Annotated in this window: 13 protein-coding genes; 6 read left to right on the top strand and 7 right to left on the bottom strand. The window is 70.1% G+C overall.

Features of this window, described 5'->3' with window-relative positions:
- Nucleotides 1–61: 61 nt before the first annotated feature.
- Nucleotides 62–6373 carry a hypothetical protein gene (locus tag HUA74_RS34060; RefSeq protein ID WP_174457894.1) on the bottom strand — a complete coding sequence of 2104 codons (6312 nt, stop codon included), beginning with the start codon at nt 6371–6373 and terminating at the stop codon, nt 62–64.
- 203 nt (nt 6374–6576) lie between these two features.
- Between HUA74_RS34060 and HUA74_RS34055 the strand changes: the two genes are divergently transcribed.
- Nucleotides 6577–7083 (top strand): GNAT family N-acetyltransferase, encoded by a 507-nt coding sequence (locus HUA74_RS34055; protein WP_141642960.1) that lies wholly within the window; start codon nt 6577–6579, stop codon nt 7081–7083.
- 189 nt (nt 7084–7272) lie between these two features.
- Entirely contained in the window at nt 7273–7962 is a 690-nt protein-coding gene (gene nth, locus HUA74_RS34050) for an endonuclease III (protein WP_371817349.1), read from the top strand.
- 3 nt (nt 7963–7965) lie between these two features.
- Here the strand turns inward: nth and HUA74_RS34045 are convergent, their stop codons facing one another.
- Complete coding sequence (locus HUA74_RS34045) at nt 7966–9246, bottom strand: phosphatidylserine/phosphatidylglycerophosphate/cardiolipin synthase family protein (protein WP_174457892.1); 1281 nt, start codon at nt 9244–9246, stop codon at nt 7966–7968.
- 143 nt (nt 9247–9389) lie between these two features.
- Here HUA74_RS34045 and HUA74_RS34040 point away from each other — a divergent pair, with 143 nt between their 5' ends.
- A complete protein-coding gene (locus HUA74_RS34040) occupies nt 9390–11729 on the top strand; it encodes an acyl-CoA dehydrogenase (RefSeq protein ID WP_141642957.1) in 2340 nt (779 codons plus the stop codon).
- A 68-nt stretch (nt 11730–11797) separates the two neighbouring features.
- A complete protein-coding gene (locus HUA74_RS34035; protein WP_174457891.1) occupies nt 11798–12313 on the top strand; it encodes an ester cyclase in 516 nt (171 codons plus the stop codon).
- A gap of 7 nt (nt 12314–12320) precedes the next feature.
- Here the strand turns inward: HUA74_RS34035 and HUA74_RS34030 are convergent, their stop codons facing one another.
- Nucleotides 12321–12947, bottom strand: a complete 627-nt coding sequence (locus tag HUA74_RS34030; protein WP_174457890.1) for a hypothetical protein — start codon at nt 12945–12947, stop codon at nt 12321–12323.
- A gap of 151 nt (nt 12948–13098) precedes the next feature.
- A complete protein-coding gene (locus HUA74_RS34025; protein ID WP_174457889.1) occupies nt 13099–13854 on the bottom strand; it encodes a hypothetical protein in 756 nt (251 codons plus the stop codon).
- 162 nt (nt 13855–14016) lie between these two features.
- Between HUA74_RS34025 and HUA74_RS34020 the strand changes: the two genes are divergently transcribed.
- Nucleotides 14017–14475 (top strand): DUF3293 domain-containing protein, encoded by a 459-nt coding sequence (locus HUA74_RS34020; RefSeq protein ID WP_141642953.1) that lies wholly within the window; start codon nt 14017–14019, stop codon nt 14473–14475.
- A 132-nt stretch (nt 14476–14607) separates the two neighbouring features.
- Nucleotides 14608–16545: a bifunctional UDP-sugar hydrolase/5'-nucleotidase gene (locus HUA74_RS34015; RefSeq protein ID WP_174457888.1), complete on the top strand. Its 1938-nt coding sequence runs from the start codon at nt 14608–14610 to the stop codon at nt 16543–16545.
- A gap of 18 nt (nt 16546–16563) precedes the next feature.
- Here HUA74_RS34015 and HUA74_RS34010 read toward each other — a convergent pair whose 3' ends face one another.
- The 3 genes from HUA74_RS34010 to fumC form a co-directional block, all read right to left on the bottom strand.
- Nucleotides 16564–16986 (bottom strand): hypothetical protein, encoded by a 423-nt coding sequence (locus tag HUA74_RS34010; RefSeq protein ID WP_174457887.1) that lies wholly within the window; start codon nt 16984–16986, stop codon nt 16564–16566.
- A 193-nt stretch (nt 16987–17179) separates the two neighbouring features.
- The gene (gene clpP, locus HUA74_RS34005) at nt 17180–17788 is read right to left on the bottom strand and encodes an ATP-dependent Clp endopeptidase proteolytic subunit ClpP (RefSeq protein ID WP_141642951.1); all 609 of its coding nucleotides are present in this window, start codon (nt 17786–17788) and stop codon (nt 17180–17182) included.
- Nucleotides 17789–17929: 141 nt separating this feature from the next.
- A complete protein-coding gene (fumC, locus tag HUA74_RS34000) occupies nt 17930–19324 on the bottom strand; it encodes a class II fumarate hydratase (RefSeq protein WP_174457886.1) in 1395 nt (464 codons plus the stop codon).
- Between the last annotated feature and the right edge of the window lie 72 nt (nt 19325–19396).

Below are 19396 nucleotides of genomic sequence, written 5' to 3'. Positions count from 1 at the left end.
CCGAAAGTTGGCGCCGCATTCAATCCCACGTTTTTGGGGGTGCCGCCAAGAACTCGAAGTGTCAGCCCTCCCAGGTGGACAGCAGTGCGCGAACCCGTGCGTACCTCTGGAGGAGTGCGGCACGGTGGGCGCTGAGCATCACCATGGAGCCGATGACGAAGAGGCCCAGGAGGAACAGCGATGCGGCGGCCACGCGGTGGTCCCTCATGCCGAAGCGCACGAGGTTCGCCGCGATGCACGTCACCAGGAACGCGGTGCCCAGGTACACGTAGGAGCGGATGCGCAGGGCGATGCCGAAGCCCACGCCCACCACGCAGAGGAACACGCACAGGAGCATCGCGCTGCCGTCGCTGAACATCAGCGGCTTCCACGCACCCGCCACGTAGATGACGGTGACGGCCAGCGCGCGCAGTCGCGCATAGGTGTCCTCGTCGATGGCGCCTCGGAACACGCGCAGCAACGCGAGCAGCGAGAGCCCCGCGGGGATGACGTAGAACTGCGGCTCGCCCTGGCCGGTGCCCTGCCACACGAGGTAGAGCGCCACGTTGAAGGCCACCACCGACGCGAGCGAGGCGACCCCTCGACGCGTCGGATGCGACGCCAGCGCGGCGAAGTGCGCGGCGTGTCCCACGAGCAGGGCCGCCACCTGGAGCGGCTCGCCCCAGGGCGCTGACAACAACCCCGCCAGCGGGAAGAGGTACGCGCCCCACAACGCGGGCCTGCGGAAGACGGCCAGGCTAGAGCCCTCGCGCTGCACGAAGAAGTAGAGGCCCGTGAAGAGGGCGCCCCCGACGAGGGCCGCGAGGCTGTCCCCGGTGCTCGGGCTCGTCCCCATGCCCAGCAGGCGCACGGACAGGTAGCCCAGCGCGAGCACGGCCTGGGCAAGGAACGCCGCCGGCTCGTCCTTCTCCACGGCGGCGTGGCGCACGAGCGCGACGAACAGCACCGCCAGCGCGATGCAGGCCACCAGTGCTTCGCGCAAGGCATCTCCCGTCGCGCCCAGGAACGACAACCCGAGGAGGACCTCGGTGAGCGCGACGACGGTGAAGCCCAGGCCCACGCCCCGCCGGAGCTTCGCGCCCGCCAGGAACAGCGCCAACGTGGCGAGCACGGCACTGGCCGCGCCGAAGTGCGGGAGGATGAACTCCGAGCCCCGCCCGGACGAGTACACCGCGCCCAGGTGCATCAGCGCGCCGTGCGCCGCCGCGAGTGAGGCCAGCCAGCCCACCACCTCGCGCTCGCGCCGACGCCACACCACCGTCCACGCGGAGGCCAGACCGAAGAGGAAGCACAGCGGCGTCGCCAGGTGCTCCAGGTCCCTCAGCGAGGCCAGCGACAGCAGGGCCAGCACCCAGCCGCCGTGGTGCAGGGCCGCGCCCACGCGCACCCCGCGCGAGTCGAGCACCATGCCCCCCACGCACAGCACCAGGCCCGCGCCGCTGATGACGGCGGGAAGCCACAACATCGGCACCGCGGCGACCAGCGAGGCCGCGAGCAGCACGGTGGCCACATTCGCCATCCACCGCTCACGAGCGACCATCAGCACCAGGGACGTGAGGACCGCGCCCGCCGCCACGTGCGGCGCCAGCGCCCCCGGCCCCGCATCCGCCAGTCGTCCCAGGAGCAGCAGCACGAGCGCTCCGGCGCTCCCCACCCATAGCGGCTCGCTCCAGGTGCCTTCCAGACCGGGAGTCAGCTTCAACGCCACCGCGCTGAGCGCGCGTTGCACCGCTCCGGACTGGCAGAGGGCGGACAACAGGCCCGCGCCCAGCGCCACCGCGATGACGGCGAGCCCCGTCTCCGGCCTCCACTCCAGGAAGTCATACGCCTCGGTCCGTCCCGCCGTCGCCAGCGCGAGCACCCAGACGGCGGGCACCAGCAGCCACCGGCGCGACAGCAGGAACGCGGACGCCGCCACCACGGCCGCGAGCCCCGCCAGTCGCGGCGGCGACGGGTCATCCAGCACCGGCATCACCGCGATGGCCAGCGCGGTGATGACGGAAGCCCGACGCAGGTAGACATCCGGCGGGCTCCGGAAGAAGGCCCAGACAGCGGAGGGCGCATGGTGCTCGGCCAGGGCCAGTGCGAGCAGCATGCTGGTGACGACAGGCCTCGCCTCCGGAATGACGAGCAGCAGGAGCGAAGCGCCGCACACCCGCATGAACGGACGCGGCCCGGGCATCAACGCCAGCGACGCCGTGAGGAAGTACACGGGCACCGGCCCCATCCAGGGCGCCATCATCACCATCGGGGTGAGGCAGGCGAGGGCCAACTGCATCCACAGCGACAGCGCGTCGCGCTCCTTCTCGTCGTTCGAGCGGAGCAGCAGGGAACTGAACGCGGGCACATGCGCGACGGCCCGTGCCACGGCGAGCGACACCAGCGGCAGCGCATACACCCAGGTGGGCGGAGTGCCGCCCATCGCCAGGAAGCCGACGAAGGCATACGGCACCGCGAGGCTGGCGAAGACGGGCTGCCGGGTGGCGCGCGTCCACAGCAGCGGAAGCAGCATCGCGCCAGAGACCATCCACGCGGGATGCGCATCGTCCCAGCGCACCACCACGATGGCCAACACCAGGGCCGATGCCAGGGTGGCCACCCACGCGAATCGCTTTCCTCCCGCGCCGACGGCCAACACCGCCGGGATTTCCTCCGCCACGGCCAGGAGCCCCAGCACGGCGGACAACCCCAGCAACACCACGGGGCCTTCCGAGTACAGGCCCATCGTCGCATACAGCGCCGCCACCGCGACGCTGAGCCCGGCCGGCATCGCCCGCGCGGTGAGCAGGGCCACGAAGGCCGCGCCGAGCAGGAACATGCCGCCCTGTGAGCTTCTCGCTTCCACCACGGCGACCAGCGGGAAGATCCACGCCACCAGCCCGGCGACCGTGGTGCTCGCGCCGCGCCCCCATCGCGCCGCGCAGAGCGAGGCACCCAGTCCCCAGAGGAGGAACAACCCCAGGGACATCCCCGGCGTCATCATTCCATTCCAGGGCGCATAGAAGTTCGAGATGTCGGGCAGCAGCGCGAAGGCGGCGATGAACACCGCCAGCGGCCGGCTGAGGGGGAACGTGCGCGACACCACGGCGATGGCCGCCGCGGCCAGGAGCACCACCAGCCCCAGTCCACTCACCTGGCCGACGGCACCCGCCACGAAACCGAACAGCGCGTAGAAGACGGCGACGCCACCCAGCAGACGCAGCAGCCGTCCTCGCTCGGCCAGCACCGCCAGGGCGAGCGCGACGAAAACCAGCGAGAACGCCATCGCGGTGGACGAGACCTGGATGGCGAACTTCGGCACGAGGGCCGCCGCCAGGAGGGCGGCATAGGCCATGGCGTACTCACTCCGGAGCGCCCACGCGACGACGAGCGTGCTCACCGCGCACAGCACCGCGCCCGTCATGGCCACGAAGCCGAAGTTGCTCACGAGGCCCATGCAGAAGCCCGCGGTGGCGATGAGCCCCGCGATGGGCGCCAGCAACGAGCGCGTCCGCGCGGTGCACACCGTGCAGACCCCCGCGAGCGCGAGCGACAGCAGACCGGACACGACGGCAGCGGCCGGAACCGAGAGCACGTCGGCGGCCAGCACCGGCACCAGCAGCGACAGCAGCGCGCCCACGACGGTCAGGTAGAAGCGCTCCACCAGCAGACCCGTGACCAGGCACAGGAGGGACAGCCCGAGCACGCTCCAGAAGCCCGGGCGCGTGTCGGGCCCCGCCAGGCCGTAGACGGTGAAGACGACGCTGGCCACGGCGGTGGAGCGGAAGAGCACCTCCGCGAAGGCGAGGTCCCGCGCATTGCCCGTGCGCTCACCGCGCCACAGGCGCGACACCGCGAGCACGACGCCGGCGAGGATGAACGGCATCGCCGTCAGGGCGCCGTACTGCAAGGGCAGCTTGCCCGCGTCGGGGTAGCCGAGCGCGGCCTTGAGCGCGGCGATCAGGCGCTTCACGGGGCCAGGGATGAGCTGCCCGCTGGTGGCATAGGCGAAGTAGGACGCCGCATAGGCGGGGTACACCCACGGCAGGCGACCGATGGCGCCGCGAGCCAGGGACACCAGGGTCCACGTGGTGACGGCGGCGGTGACGAACAAGGTCGGCGGCGGCGCGCCGATGGCGGCCACCAGACACATCACCTGGAGCGAGGCCACACCCAGGGCGAGCGGATCCGCCGCGCGCTCGGCGGGCAGCGAGCGGAAGCGCTGCATGGCGGCGAGGAGGAACGCGAGGAAGGGCGCATAGACGCGCACGTCCGGCGGCGTTCCGGCATCGACGAGCGCCACATGGAGGCGGACGGCGTAGACGAGGAGCAGGTAGAGGGGCGCGCCCAGGGCGAAGGTGAGCTCGGCGCCTTCGCGCGGCCTGGCCACGGGTCGCGCGGACAGGAGGAAGAAGAGGACGCACGGGAGGATGTTCAGCCACAGCGCGGTGCCGCCGAGCTTCGCGGCCAGCGGCGCCAGTCCCATCATCAGCGTGCTCGCGACGAGGGCCACCTGGACGAAGGGACGCGAAGGCGCATCGAACGCATCCGCCGGTTTGCGCACGAGGAAGGCCGCGCCCACGGCCCAGCCGAGGAGCAGCGGGATGAGCATCACCGTGTTGACGCCCCCGAGCAGCAGCGCGTCTCCGAACTCCATGGGCCCCAGCGCGATGCCGGCGATCGGCGCGGACGCGGAGCCGATGATTCCGAGGATGCGCCCCGGGTTGCGCAGCGCCTCGCGACGGGCGAGGTACGCGCCCCAGACGGAGAAGCCAGCGGAGTAGCCCACGGTCATGCCGAAGACGGTGAGCGAGCGGGTGACGGAAGACATTCCGGCCCAGCTCTCGAAGACGAAGTAGAGGGTGCCCGAGAGGATGAGGAAGGCACCGACGAACCACATGATGCTCTCGTAGAGGAACGGCCTCCACACGCGATTCCACGTGGAGGTTTCCTCGACGAGTCGCGCCGTCGCACTCCGGGGCGGAGGCGCCTCGAACGAGGGCTGCGAGGGGTTCTCGGGCAGAGGAAGCTCTTCCGCCCCAGGCTCTCGCTGAGTCGGAGGCTTCACCCGATTCGGAGCACCGGGACGGGCCTGCTGCGCGGCCGAAGCCTGGTTGCGAGGCGCCGACGTCGCATCACGTCGCGAGGCACGAGCCGCCTCCACGGAAGCAGCCAGCAACCGCGCCGCTTCCTCACCCGAAACCACCGAGGCTCCCGAGGCCGCACGCGCGGCACTCGCGGCGGCTGCGGCCTCTCGCGCCGCGGCGTCCCTCGAAACCACCGAAGGAAGTCGAGCCGCGTCCCGCGGAGAGGCGACAGAGGACTCCACGGCATCCGAAGTCGCGCGGGGCGTCGCATCCGCACGCGCCAGTTCCTCATCCGAGAGCGCCGAGGCTGCGAGGTGCAACCCATCCGCCCGAGCCACGTCCTCGCCCGAAGCCGACTGGCGCGTCGCATTCGCCTGCGCCACATCCGAAGCCGTGAGCCCTGTCACACCTAGCTGCACCACATCCGCATCCGAGTGGCGCACCACGCCCGGCCGTGCCGCATCGTCACCCGAAGCAGCGAAGCCTGTCGCACCCGCCTGCACCACATCCGCATCCGTGTGGAGCATCACGCCCGGCAGTGCCGCGTCGTCACCCGATGCAGCGAGGCCCGTCGCACCTGAGGGCAGCGCGTCCGCATCCGTGTGGCGCACCACGCCCGCCCGCACCGCGTCCTCGCCCGAAGCCGCGAAGCTCGTCACATCCGCCTGCGGAACATCCGTGTGGCGCATCACGCCTGCGTGCACCGCGTCGTCACCCGAAGCCGCAAGGCCCTTCACACCTGCATGCGCCACGCCCCCGTCCGTGTGGAGCACCACGCCCGCCCGCACCGCGTCCTCGCCCGAAGTCGCGAAGCCCTTCACACCCGCATGCACCACATCCGCATCCGCATGGCGCATCACCCCTGCGTGCGCCGCGTCATCACCCGAAGCCGCCGAGCCCGTCACGCCCGCCCGCACCGCGTCCTTGCCCGAAGCCGCGTGGCGCATCGCGCTTGCCCGCGCAGCCGCCTCGCCCGTGCCCGCCATCACGACCGCCCGCGCCTCGCCAGCGTCCGCGACGCCCTCCACCCGAGCGGCACGCGCCGCGGTCCCCGCGACAGGCGCGGGCGACTCAGCGAGCACGGATAGGAGGATTCGAGACTGCCGCTCGTAGCGTTCGGAGAGGAAGCGCCGGACGTTGGAGGGAACCTCGGAGGAATCCCAGCGAGTCAGCTCGGACAGGAGGAAGTGGACGTGAGCAAGCTCCGCTTCCAGCTCGGAACGGGGGCGCGAGGTCATCGCCGTACCGCACAAGGCGCACTGGCTGAATTGACCCAGGCGCTCCTGTCGGCAGTCAGGGCAGTACATGAGGTTCCCCCTCTACAACGGACATGCCACCCAGAATGCCTGGGTTCTCCCAGGGGAGGAAACCGGGGCCCCACTTCAGGGTGCGCCGGCTGTGTGCCACCTGTGCAGCCGGGTGCACAACAGGTGCGTGCACCCCGACGCACCCGTCAGCCCCCTGGGTCTCTCTGGCCCTTGGTCCGCATCCATGAAACCGTGTGCCCCGCATGAGCACTGACGAACTGCGCCTGCGCCCCATTCAGCCCCAGGACGACAAGCACATCGCCTCCATCATCCGCGCGGTGATGCCGGAGTTCGGCGCGGATGGCCCCGGCTTCGCGCTGCATGACGCGGAGGTCGACACCATGTCCGCCGCCTACGCGCACCCCCGCCACGCCTACTTCGTGGTGGAGCGAGCGGGCCGCATCCTGGGAGGAGGTGGCATCGCGCCACTGGAAGGCGGCGACCCCAGCGTGTGCGAGCTGCGCAAGATGTACTTCCTGCCCGAGGCCCGAGGCTTGGGAGTGGGCGAGCGCATGGTGCGCCGCTGCCTCGACTTCGCGCGCGAGGCGTTCTTCCACCGCTGCTACCTGGAGACCCTCGCCTCGATGACCCAGGCCCAGAAGCTCTACCGGCGCCTGGGCTTCACTCCGCTGTGCGCGCCCCTGGGAAGAACCGGGCACTTCGGCTGCGACCACTGGTACGCGCTGGACCTGACGAAGCCGCCCGGCTGACGCGCTCCCCTGCCCTGCCACCGGGCAGGAGGCACCCGCGGACCCGCTCCCGTGAAGGTCCTCATCTTCCCTCGAAACCCAGGGAGGAGAGGGATGGCGACGACACCCCGGAATCGCCGCGCGACAAGCCGTCAGGCCCCGTCCCAGACCAGCACGCGAACCGTGCGAGCACGTCCGGACAACACAGGCGTGGTCACCGAACCCGAGCCGCGCGCCGACAAAGTTCCCTTCGACATCGACGACGTGCTGGCGCGAGTGCGCGAAGCGGTGCGCGGCTTCGCGGACGCGGCGATGTTCGCGCTCGCGGCACGCGGCCACGACAGCCTCTTCGAGCAGCTCGTCGCCTGCATCCTCTCCATCCGCACCCTCGATGAAGTGAGCCTGCCCGCCGCGCTCGCGTTGCTCCAGCGCGCCTCCACCCCCGAAGCGCTCGCGAGCATGCGCCCCGACGACCTCGACGCCCTCATCCGCCCCGTCACCTTCCACGAGGCCAAGGCACACCAACTCCACGCCATCGCCGTGCGCACCCGGGACGAGCTCGGCGGAAAGCTGCCCTGTGACGCCCAGGTGCTCCAGTCCTTCAAGGGCGTGGGCCCCAAGTGCGCGCACCTGGCGCTCGGCATCGCCTGCGGCCACGAGGCCATCAGCGTGGACATCCACGTGCACCGCGTGACGAACCGCTGGGGCTACGTGAAGGCCGGCTCACCCGAGGCGACGATGGCGGCCCTGGAGACGCAGCTCCCGCGCAGGTACTGGGTGGAGCTCAATCGCCTGCTGGTGCCCTTCGGCAAACACGTATGCACCGGCTCACGGCCCCGGTGCTCCACCTGTCCGGTGCTCGCGTCCTGTCGTCAGGTCGGCGTGACGAACCCGCGCTGACCGTCAGCGGTCATGGCCCACGAGCTGCGTGGCCCTGCGAGCCAACCGTCGCCACGGGTTGGTGCGGCCCCCGTTCTCCAGCGAGATTTCCTTGGAGACACGCAGGTCCTTCGCCCAGCAGCGCTCCATCTTGCGCACGAACTCCGCGTCGTTGATGACGAGCGAGCCCTCACCCAATTTGTTGAGCGACAGCGAGTCCATGTTGGTGGAGCCCACCACGGCGAGCCAGTCATCCACGAGCATCGTCTTCGCGTGCATCATCGACGGTTGGTACTCGTAGATGCGCGCGCCCGCGTCCAGCAGTCGCTCGTACGTGGAGCGCTGCGAGGCACGGATGACCTTCACGTCATGGATGGGTCCGGGACCCAGGATGCGAAGCTCCACGCCCTGTCGGCACTTCTCCTCCAACTGCTCCAGAATCTCGTTGGGTGGAGAGAAGTACGCGTTGGCGATCCACAGGCGCTCACGCGCGGCGGCGATGACCATGCGCACCATGCGCTCCGCATCCGTGATGCCCAGCTTGCCCGAGCTCTCCACGAAGCACGCCTCGGAGTCACCCACCAGCGCGGGCTCCGGGAAGTTGCTCGGAGGCAGCAGTCCGCCGCCCGACTCCTGCCAGTAACGCGAGAAGGAGAGCTGCATCTCGCGCGCGGCGGGGCCCTCGACACGGACGCTCGTGTCGCGCCACTCCTCGGGCGACTGACCGTTGCCCTCCCAGACCTTCCAGAAGCCGAAGCCGCCCGTGTACGCGATGCGTCCGTCGATGATGACCAGCTTCTGGTGCGTGCGCCCCAACAGGCGCCCCATCACCTTGCCCGCGAGCAGCCGGTAGTAGTGAACCTCCACCCCGGCCTCGCAGAGCACCTTCTCCACCTTCTGGTCGAAGTCCTTGTCGCCGCTGAGTTCCTCGCTGCCCACCGGGTCCACCACCACGCGGCACGCGACACCCGCGCGGGAGCGCTCCACCAGCGCCTCGATGATGCGGTCCGACACGTCACACGGCCGCCAGATGTAGACGAGGATGTGGACACTCTCCCGCGCCGCGTGGATGTCCTCCAGCATCCGGTCGAACACCGCGCCGTTGTCGAGCAGCTCCAGCCGGTGCCCCGGCATCAACGCGGCGCCGGTGGACTGATACAGGGAGAACGAGAAGCCCTGGGGCCCGGGGGGCAGCACGAAGGGGCCATGCATCTCGTGCCTGCCGCGCTCCCTGGCGCCGTCAAAGCCGTGGGCGCCCGGCTGGGGCAGAATCTCCGTCTCCGTGAGGTCCTGGGGCTCGTCCATGACGTGGCAAGCTAGGGACACTCTCCGGCCCCGGCATGCAGGGCCCGCCCGCCTGCCCGACAGCCGAGTGCTCTCTCCCATTGCCGCCCGGCGCCATGCTGTCCACACTGCGCCCGTTCCCTCGCCTGCTGGAGTGTCGACTTATGGTGGAAGAGATTCGTCCAACCGCGAAGGAGCTGCTGTCGCTGCCGCGCCTCGCGCCGCTGGTGCCCATGCTGTACGTGGCCTGGACGGACGGAGAGCTGACACCCGCGGAGATACGGATGCTCGGCAACGCGGCCCGCGCCCAGCCCTGGCTGGACCTGCGCTCCACCTCCGTGCTCGCGCGCTGGTTGGACCCGCTGCTGCCGCCCACCTCCAACGAGCTGGCGCTGGTGCGCGAGCACATCCGCGCCGCCGCCACGCGACTGGCCCTCAGTCCCCAGGACAGCCTCGCGGAGCTGGGCGCGAAGCTGGCCGAGCTGGTCTCCGGCACGAAGGAGCTGCCCCCGTCCGTCCCCGAACTGGTGCGCGCGCTGGCCTCCGTGGAGGCGGTGCTGGGTGTCTCCAGCCGGGACGCCGTGCGCGCCCTCGTCCCCTCCGCCGCGCACGAGCCACGCCGCATCGGCCCCACGGAGCCCACGTCCTTCGCCCCGGAGGCACTGCGCGCGGTGCTGGACCGCAAGTACCCAGAGGTCCGCTCGAAGGTGCGCACGTGGCTGGAGGACCCGGCCTTCCGCCAGCAGCCCACGCAGGACACGGCGAAGCAGCGCGAGCAGGTCTTCGACTGGCTCAAGCAACTGGCGGACGAGGGACTGGGCCGCATCGCCTTCCCGGAAGGTGACGAGGCGGGCGCGGACCTGGGCGCCTTCATCGCCGCGTTCGAGACGCTGGCGTTCTTCGACATGAGCCTCGTGGTGAAGGCGGGTGTCCACTTCGGCCTGTTCGGCGCGAGCATCCTCTTCCTCGGCACGGAGCGGCACCACCGCGAGTACCTGCCAAAGGTCGCCACGCTGGAATTGCCCGGCTGTTTCGCCATGAGCGAGCTGGGCCACGGCTCCAACGTGCGCGACGTGGAGACGGTGGCGCGCTACGACGCGGAGGCCGGGAACTTCCTCGTCCACACGCCGTCGGACTCCGCGCGCAAGGAGTGGATTGGCAACGCCGCGGTCCACGGCCGCATCGCCACGGTGTTCGCGCAGCTGGAGGTGGGCGGCAAGGGCCTGGGCGTGCACGCCCTCCTGGTGCCCCTGCGCGATGAGCGCGGCAGGCTGCTGCCCGGAGTGCGCATCGAGGACTGCGGCCGGAAGATGGGGCTCAACGGCGTGGACAACGGCCGCATCTGGTTCGACCACGTGCGGGTGCCTCGGGAGAACCTGCTGGACCGCTTCGGCCAGGTGAGCGCCGACGGCGAGTACACCAGCTCCATCTCCAGCGACGGGCGTCGCTTCTTCACCATGCTGGGCACGCTCGTCGCGGGGCGGGTGAGCGTGGCGTGCGCGTCGCTGAGCGGGGCCAAGAGCGGGCTGACCATCGCCGTGCGCTACGCGGACTTGCGCCGGCAGTTCGGTCCTCCGGGCGCAACGGAAGTCCGGCTGTTGGACCACCAGACGCACCAGTTGCGCCTGCTGAGGCCGCTGGCGAAGACGTACGCGCTCGACTTCGCGCTGGAGTACCTGGTGGAGCGCTACGTGAAGCGCACCGAGGAGGACTCCATGGAGGTGGAGGCCCTGGCGGCGGGTCTCAAGGCGTATGCCTCGTGGAACGTGACGGCGGTGCTCCAGGAGGCGCGCGAGGCGTGCGGAGGCCAGGGTTATCTGGAAGCCAACCGGCTGCCAGGATTGAAGGCGGACACGGACATCTTCACGACGTTCGAGGGCGACAACACGGTGCTGATGCAACTGGTCGCCAAGAGCCTGCTGACGGACTACCGGCAGCGCTTCGAGGATGACCGCGTCTTCGCGGTGCTCAAGCTCATCGCCGACAGGGCGACGTCGGTGGCGGACCGAAACCCCATCGCGACGCGGCGCACCGGCAGCGAGCACCTGCGCGACGGCGACTTCCAGCTCCGGCTCCTGCGCTACCGCGAGGAGGACCTGCTGGCCTCGGTGGCGAAGCGGCTGCGCAAGCGGATGTCCGCGGGCGTGGAGGCGTTCAGCGCCTTCAACCAGGTCCAGGCACACCTGGTCGCGCTGGCGCACGCGCACATCGAGCGGGTGGTGCTAGAGCAGTTCCTCCACGGCGTGGCGGCGGTGAAGGACGAGGGGCTCAAGGTCGTCCTGGGACGGCTGTGCGACCTCTATGGCCTGTCGTGCCTGGAGTCGTCGAGCGGCTGGTTCCAGGAGAACGGGCTCATGGAGGGCAACAAGGCCCTGGCCATCCGCAAGGAGGTCGTGAAGCTCTGCACGGAGTTGCGTCCGGACGCGGTGGCGCTGGTGGATGCCTTCGGCATTCCGGACAGCTGCCTCGCCTCGCCTATCGGCCTGGGGCACCTGTCGCCCTGATGTGCGGTGAACACTCGGGGACCTCGGGGGGCTGACGGCCTGGGCGGCGCTGCGCAGCTTCCCAGGCCATGAAAAGCCCCACGACGACGATGTGGCTCTGCGTGCTCGGAATGCTGTCCGCGTGTGCGTCCGTGTCTCCGGTGGAGCGCGCCGCCGCGCTGGAGGAGCAGAACCGCCAGCAGGCGCGACTGCTCACCGAGGAGCTCTACAACCTGCGCAAGCTGGACCGCGTCGCGGAGCTGTTCTCCGAGGACTACGTGGACCACTCCACGGGAGCGCCCACGGACGTGGTGGGCCCGGCCGCCGTGCGCCAGCAGGCCGAGGCAACGTTCCAGGCCTTCCCGGACCTGCGCTTCGACGTCCTCCACGTGGTGGCGGACGGAGACATGGTGCTGGTGCACTGGAAGGCCGAGGGCACGGACGTGAAGCACCCGGACGACACGGGCAAGCCCCGTCCCCTCGCGCTGAACGGCCACTCGCTCTACCGGATGCGCGACGGCAAGGTGGTGGAGTCCTGGGACATCTCCGACCGCCTCGCCCCGCTCCTGCAACGCGGCTACAGAATCGTTCCGCCCCAGCAGTGACGTGGCGTCACTGCAGGACGGCGGGCGCCTGGAAGACCTCGCCGTCGCGGCCCTCCACGCGCAGGCTGGCGCCGTCGGCGGGGCTCACCTTCAGCTCCACGCGAGGCTGACCCCGGCGGTCCACCAGCATCAGCCCCGGCGAGCCGTGCTCATCCGCGCCCAGAATCGCGCGAGGCCGCCCGTCCGCGTCCGCCAGCTCCAGCCGCGAGGAGCCGTCCACCTGGAGCCCCACCGCGAACAGGTCCACGCCACCGGGCTTGGACAGCGTCAGGCGCGGCGCTTCATCCGAGTACACGGTGAGTTCGGCCAGGGACTCGCCCCCGGCCGTGGAGAAGCGCAGCCGGGGCGAGCCATCCACCGCCACGCCCAGCAAGGCGCGCGGACGTCCCGCGCCGTCATGGAGCACCAGCCCCGCGGCGCCCGAGTCATCCAGCCCCAGCGAGGCCCGGCGCTGGCCCTGGGCATCGTTGAGCACCAGGCGCGAGGCCACCAGCTCTCCCCCCAGCGTCGGCGCGGGCTTCAACGCCGCGGTGCCCAGCCCCACTCCCGCCAGCGCGAGCGCCGAGAAGGTGAGTCCCTGCAACCGCCGACAGCGGCGCTCCAGTCGCTCCAGCCGCGCATCCACCGAGTCCATCTCGAGCCTCTTTCTGACCGGACCCTGCACGCCCGGAGCCGGGCAGGTTAGCGGAAGAAGGACGGGCGCGCGCCCCACACCCAGAGACAAGGACCATCATCCACCCACCGAGCCCAGGACAGCCGTTGCCCGGGCCCGAAGGGAAGCCACGTCAGATGTCGACGTCGCTCGAGTCGGCGGTGTTGTAGTCCCGCACGTCGCGCCGGATGGAACGACCGCGGCCGAAGAGGAAGCCCAGCTTGAACTGGACGAAGCCTCCCTCGAAGCCCGCGCCCAGCTCCGAGCTGGAATCCGTGGTGTTGAACTCACCGACGATGGGGACGGAGATGCCCACCTCGGGCATCAGCCGGAAACCCTCGGTGACGCGCAGCGCGTAGCCCACCGAGGCGCCCACGCTCAGGAGATTTACCGCCGCGTTTTCGGTGGAGCTGCCCGCGGCGATTCGCGTCGCGGACACGCGAGGCCCCAGCACCAGCTCCGAGCCACCCGCCGTCTTGAAGCCCACCAGCAGGGGCACCGCCACGTTGACGTAGCTGCCAATGGCGTCGTCGACGTTCCCCAGGAAGACGCCCATCACCGAGGGCGCCAGGGAGATGGCCAGGTTCGGGTCATCGGGGGTGGTGAGCAGGAACTTCGACTGGAGTTCGGCCAACGACGAGCCGAAGCGCACGCCCAGGTCCACGCGCTCCGTCACGCCGAAGCGCGCCGCGAGGTCGATGTGTGGATAGTAGATGCCAGCCGCCCCGCTCTCACCAATGACGGCGGCGCCCCCGACGCCCGGCTCGATGGCGAACTGGAACTTGCCCGCGCCCAGCGTGTCGGCTGTCTGGACATGACTCACCGAAACACAGCCGGTCCCCCCCAAGCCCCCGCACAGCGCGGCGACGACCACGGCACGACGCATCATCTGGATCCGCCCCACGTCCAAACGCCCCCTCATTGGAACGTTGCGAGGGCTCCCGACGTTGAGGGGTTCTGAACATTCACCGGGAATATCCAGACACCTTTTTGCCAGAACCTGTCGCCCCCGGGGCTGACAGCGGGGTGTCGGCAACGCGAGAATGAGGCGATGAGACAGCTCGACCAGGAGCGGTTGCTGGGAGCCTACCGGGCGACGCGGTATGTCATTCGCCCCCATGGTTCCACGGAAGGCGTGGAGCAGGTGCTGCGAGTTGGAAGGCTGCACCCCGCCCTCGACGCCGCCCTGGCGGCACGGGGGCATCGGGAGTGGGCCTTCCTGACAGCCTGGAATCCGGGTTCGCGCCCTCGGGGCAAGGACGAGAACCAGCGCGCGCAGGAGCGGCTGACCTCCCAGCTCATCGCGGGCGGCTGGGTGGTGGCGCCCGCCATCGGTGAGGCGGAGGACGGGAGCTGGTCCGAGCAGAGCCTCTTCGTGCCGGGCCTGCCCCGCGCGGAGGCGGAGCGCTTCGGCCGCGCCCACGGACAGGTCGCCGTCCTCGTGGGCCGCACCGGGGGGCCCGCGGAGTTGCTGCTGTGCGGCGGCGAGGCGCCGCCACCCGCTCCTTGAAGCAGGGCGATGAGTCGCAACCCCGTGTCGAGACGAAGTCGAGGCGCGAGCTTCACCGTGCCGCCATGAAGGGCGCGCCATCCTCCACGAACCTGAGTAGGCTCCCCCTCCCCGTTCGTTGGAGTTCCGTCGATGCCTCAAGCCACACCGCGCTCGTCACTTCCGGGAGCGCGCCCCAGCGTCTTCCTGCTCGCCGGAGCGTTTGTCACCGGCATGTTCCTCTTCGCCCATGGCGGCTGCGGAGGTGACGAGTGCCAGGACGCCGCCGACTGCCGTGAAGACAACGGCACACCGGCCGAGGGAAAGGAGTGGGTCTGCGACGACAAGCGCTGCGAGCAGCACCCCGTCCTGCAGCCGCCTCCGGACGCGGGGACACCCGACGCGGGGACACCCGACTCGGGGACACCCGACGCGGGGGCGCCCGACGCGGGGAGACCCGACGCGGGGACTCCCGACTCGGGTCCCACCACGGTGAGCGTGCAGGTGCTCGCGTTCAATGACTTCCACGGGCAGCTCGAGGAGCCCGCGAGCCAGATTCTGGCGGGCGTGGCCCCCGACGGTGGGCCGGTGCGAGTGAACGCGGGCGGCGTGACGTACTTCGCCCGGCACATCGCGGCCCTGCGGGCCACCAATCCGAACACGGTGGTGGTGGCGGCGGGAGACCTCATCGGCGCCTCGCCGCTGGTGTCGGCGCTCTTCCACGACGAGCCCACCATCGAGGCGATGAACCTGATTGGCCTGGACCTGGTCGCGGTGGGCAACCACGAGTTCGACGAGGGCAGCACGGAGCTGTTGCGCATGCAGTCGGGCGGCTGCCACCCGGTGGATGGCTGCCTGGACGGGGATGGCTTCCCGGGCGCGAAGTTCAAGTTCCTGGCGGCCAACGTGGCCACGGGCGTGGACCGCACGCTGTTCCCCCGCTACGACGTGCGCGAGTTCGAGGGCGTGAAGGTGGCCTTCATCGGCATGACGTTGGAGAACACGCCGGAAGCCGTCATCCCCACGGGCGTGGCGGGGCTCACCTTCAAGGACGAAGTGCAGACGGTGAACGCGCTGGTGCCGGAGCTGCGGCAGCAGGGCATCGAAGCCATCATCGTGGTGGTGCACCAGGGCGGCAATCCGGCCCCGGGCTCGCTGGTGAACGAATGCAAGGGCGCGGGTGCGGACGGCCTCATCTCAGGTGCCATCGTGGGCATCGCCAAGGGCCTCAACGACGCGGTGGATGTCATCGTCAGCGGCCACACGCATCAGGCCTACAACTGCGTCATCGATGGCAAGGTCGTCACGAGCGCCTCGTCGATGGGGCGGCTCGTCACGGACATCGACCTGACGTTGAGCAAGGCGACGGGCGACGTCGTGGGGGCGCGAGCGAACAACGTCATCGTCACTCGCGACGTGCAGGAGGTCGGCGCGGTGAAGGAGCTGGTGACGAAGTACCAGGGGCTCGTCGAGCAGCGGGCCAACCGGGTCATCGGCTGGGTGGCGCAGACGCTCAGGTCACAGACGGACTCCGCGGGCCAGTCCACCCTGGGCTTCGTCGTCGCGGACTCTCAGTTGGAGGCGACGAAGCCCGCGAACCTGGGTGGGGCGCAGGTGGCCTTCATGAACTCGGGCGGCCTGCGCGCGGACATCGGCCAGGGAGAGGTCACCTACGGCGAGGCCTTCACCACGCAGCCGTTCGGCAACAGCCTGGTCACCCTGACGCTGACGGGCGCGCAAATCGAGCAACTGCTGGAGGGGCAGTGGCAGCCGTCGGGAGCCACCATCATGCTGCTTCCGTCGGCGGGCTTCACCTATGCGTTCAGCGCGTCGGCGCCCATCGGAAACCGCGTCGACCCGGCGTCCATCCGGATCAACGGCGTGCCAGTGAGCCTGACGGCGGAGTACCGCGTCACCGCGAACAACTACCTCGCGAGTGGGGGTGATGGCGTCGAGGTGCTCCCCGAGGGGACGAACCGGCTGGGTGGCGCCGTGGACAGCGACGCGATGGAGGCCTACCTGAAGGCGCACAGCAGCGCGGCGAGCCCCTTGCCCGCCCCGGCGTTGAATCGCATCACCGCGCTGCCGTAGCGGCCGGCTCCGGCCGCGTCAGGGGACGGGTCCTCGCCCCTGACCGCCGGAGGGCACGTCCTCTCCCCGTCCGGGGACGTTGTCGGGGGTGGTGGTGGAACCCGGGAGGATTTCAATCTCCTGGGCGCGCGTCACCCGGCGGGCAATCTCGTCGAACTCCAGCTCCACGCCCCGGCCGGGCTTGTCCTTCAAGCCGAAGCGGATGCGCCAGAGGTTGGGGCGGATCTCCACGGCCTCGCCGGCCTGGGCCAGGACGAAGCTGTTGTTGCGGGCGTATTCCTCACCGGCCTGGATGACGTCGCGCTCGCCCAGCTCCGCCTGCACGGAGGCCGAGGAGGGGGGAACGGGCGGGCGACCGGTGGGCCCCACGCAGCCCACTCCAAGCAGGATGGCGGCGGGCAGCAGGAGTCGACGGAGGGTGCGCGAGCGGGGCCAGGACATGTGTCCAAGTTTGGGCATCGGCCAGGACACTCGCAGCCAAGGGAGCGGGCACGGCGGCGTGCGGGTTTCGCGCCTGCTCGGTGCACCAGCGGAGGACCTGCGCGCGGCGGGGGGCGGAATCAACGGGCGGGCTCGAAGCACCCACCCGGCCCCCGCTCCGCCACGAGAGCGGGGGCGGTGCGACGACGCGCCGTTACTTCGCGGACGGGGACGGAGAGATGATGCGCTGCTTCTCCACGACTTCGTCGATGAGGCCGTACTGGCGGGCATCCTCGGCGCTCATGAAGTAGTCGCGCTCGGTGTCCTTCTCGATGCGCTCGACGGTGTGGCCCGTGTGCTTGACGATGAGGCCGTTGATGTAGCTGCGCAGGCGGAGGATTTCCTTGGCCTGGATGTCGATGTCCGTGGCCTGGCCCTGAGCGCCGCCGAGCGGCTGGTGAATCATGATGCGGCTGTTGGGCAGGGCGTAGCGCTTGCCCTTGGCACCGGCCAGCAGCAGGAGGGCGCCCATGGAGGCGGCCTGTCCCACGCAGATGGTGGACACCGGACACTTCACGTACTGCATGGTGTCATAGATGGCGAGGCCGGCCGTGACGGAGCCACCGGGCGAGTTGATGTAGAGGTTGATGCCCTTGTCGGGGTCCTCGGACTCGAGGAAGAGCAGCTGGGCGACGATGATGTTGGCCACGTCGTCGTTGACGGGCGTGCCCAGCATGATGATGCGGTCCTTGAGGAGCCGGCTGTACAGGTCATACGCCCGCTCGCCGCGGTGCGTGGTCTCAATGACGAAAGGGACGTTCATGGCTTTCCTACCCTAATCGTCCTGTCGCCCTCGCGCCCGCTCGTTCTTCCCGCAGCGTGAGCTGGCCCACGGTTGGGACGGGGATGGCCCCCCGGATGCCCCTCGGTGGGGCGTCCAGGCGAGGTGTAGGACACGGGCGGCCTACAGGCCGGTCATCTTCTCCGGGCGGACCCATTGGTCGAACTGCTCGGAGGTGAGCAGGCCCAGCGCCACGGCGACCTCCTTGAGCGTCTTGCCTTCCTTGTGGGCCTGCTTGGCGATTTTCGCGGCGTTGTCGTAGCCGATGTGCGGGTTGAGGGCGGTGACGAGCATGAGGCTGCGCTCCAGGTTCTCCTGGATGCGGGCGCGGTTGGGTTCGATGCCGACGGCGCAGTTGAGCCGGAAGCTGCGCATGCCGTCCGCGAGCAGCCGGCAGCTCTGCAGGACGTTGTGGATGATGAGGGGCTTGAAGACGTTGAGCTCGAAGTTGCCGGAGGCGCCGCCGATGGAGACGGCGACGTCGTTGCCCATGACCTGGGCGCAGAGCATGGTGAGGGCTTCGCTCTGGGTGGGGTTCACCTTGCCCGGCATGATGGAGCTGCCCGGCTCGTTCTCCGGGATGGTGATTTCGCCCAGGCCGGAGCGGGGGCCGGAGGACAGCCAGCGGATGTCGTTGGCGACCTTGAAGAGGACGGCGGCCAGGCCCTTGAGGGCGCCGTGGGCCTGGACGAGCGCGTCGTTGGCGGCCAGCGCCTCGAACTTGTTGGGGGCGGTGACGAAGCCGAGGCCGGTGAGGCGGGCAATCTCCTTCGCGACGCGCTCGGCATAACCCTTGGGAGCGTTGAGGCCCGTGCCGACGGCGGTGCCACCCAGCGCGAGCTCATGCAGGTGCGGCAGCGTCCGCTCCAGGTGCGAGCGCGCGAGGTCCAGCTGGGCGACGTAGCCGCTCAGCTCCTGGCCCAGGGTGAGGGGCGTGGCGTCCTGGAGGTGGGTGCGGCCAATCTTCACGACGTCCATGAAGGCGCGGGACTTGTCGGCGAGGACATCGCGCAGGGCCTTCAGTTCGGGGAGGACGTACTCGACGATGGAGGTGGCGGCGGCCACGCTCATGGCGGTGGGGAAGACGTCGTTGGAGCTCTGGCCCTTGTTGACGTCGTCGTTGGCGTGGACCTTGCGGCCCTCGCCGCGCTCTCCGCCGAGCAGCTCCGAGGCGCGGTTGGCGAGCACCTCGTTGGTGTTCATGTTCGTCTGGGTGCCGCTGCCGGTCTGCCAGACGGACAAGGGGAACTCGGCGTCGTGTTTGCCGTCGAGGACTTCATCGGCGGCGCGGACGATGGCATCGCCCTTCTCGCGAGCCAGGCCGCCGTTCTCCACGTTGACGAGGGCCGCGGCCTTCTTGACGAGGACGAGCGCGCGGATGAGGCCGGGGGGCATGCGCTCGGTGGAGATGGCGAAGTTCTGGAGGCTGCGCTGGGTCTGCGCGCCCCAGAGGCGGTCGGCGGGGACTTCGATGGGGCCGAAGGTGTCCTTCTCGATGCGAACGTTCTGGGTGCTCACGCGCGGGGCTCCTGGCGAAAAGTGTCCGTGAGCCCACGAATAACAGGCTGGAGCCGTTGGCACCCGGAAGGT

Source organism: Myxococcus sp. CA051A, assembly GCF_013336705.1.
In the GTDB taxonomy this organism is placed as follows: domain Bacteria; phylum Myxococcota; class Myxococcia; order Myxococcales; family Myxococcaceae; genus Myxococcus; species Myxococcus llanfairpwllgwyngyllgogerychwyrndrobwllllantysiliogogogochensis.
The sequence above is the reverse complement of the archived record's forward strand: the minus strand, read 5'-3'. Positions and strand labels throughout refer to the sequence as shown.

Excerpts from the sequence above, each read along its gene's own strand:
- HUA74_RS34060 (WP_174457894.1), bottom strand. The coding sequence starts at position 6,373 with ATGTACTGCCCTGACTGCCGACAGGAGCGCCTGGGTCAATTCAGCCAG.
- HUA74_RS34055 (WP_141642960.1), top strand. The coding sequence starts at position 6,577 with ATGAGCACTGACGAACTGCGCCTGCGCCCCATTCAGCCCCAGGACGAC.
- HUA74_RS34045 (WP_174457892.1), bottom strand. The coding sequence starts at position 9,246 with ATGGACGAGCCCCAGGACCTCACGGAGACGGAGATTCTGCCCCAGCCG.
- HUA74_RS34040 (WP_141642957.1), top strand. The coding sequence starts at position 9,390 with ATGGTGGAAGAGATTCGTCCAACCGCGAAGGAGCTGCTGTCGCTGCCG.
- HUA74_RS34035 (WP_174457891.1), top strand. The coding sequence starts at position 11,798 with ATGAAAAGCCCCACGACGACGATGTGGCTCTGCGTGCTCGGAATGCTG.
- HUA74_RS34030 (WP_174457890.1), bottom strand. The coding sequence starts at position 12,947 with ATGGACTCGGTGGATGCGCGGCTGGAGCGACTGGAGCGCCGCTGTCGG.
- HUA74_RS34025 (WP_174457889.1), bottom strand. The coding sequence starts at position 13,854 with ATGATGCGTCGTGCCGTGGTCGTCGCCGCGCTGTGCGGGGGCTTGGGG.
- HUA74_RS34020 (WP_141642953.1), top strand. The coding sequence starts at position 14,017 with ATGAGACAGCTCGACCAGGAGCGGTTGCTGGGAGCCTACCGGGCGACG.
- HUA74_RS34015 (WP_174457888.1), top strand. The coding sequence starts at position 14,608 with ATGCCTCAAGCCACACCGCGCTCGTCACTTCCGGGAGCGCGCCCCAGC.
- HUA74_RS34010 (WP_174457887.1), bottom strand. The coding sequence starts at position 16,986 with ATGTCCTGGCCCCGCTCGCGCACCCTCCGTCGACTCCTGCTGCCCGCC.
- clpP (WP_141642951.1), bottom strand. The coding sequence starts at position 17,788 with ATGAACGTCCCTTTCGTCATTGAGACCACGCACCGCGGCGAGCGGGCG.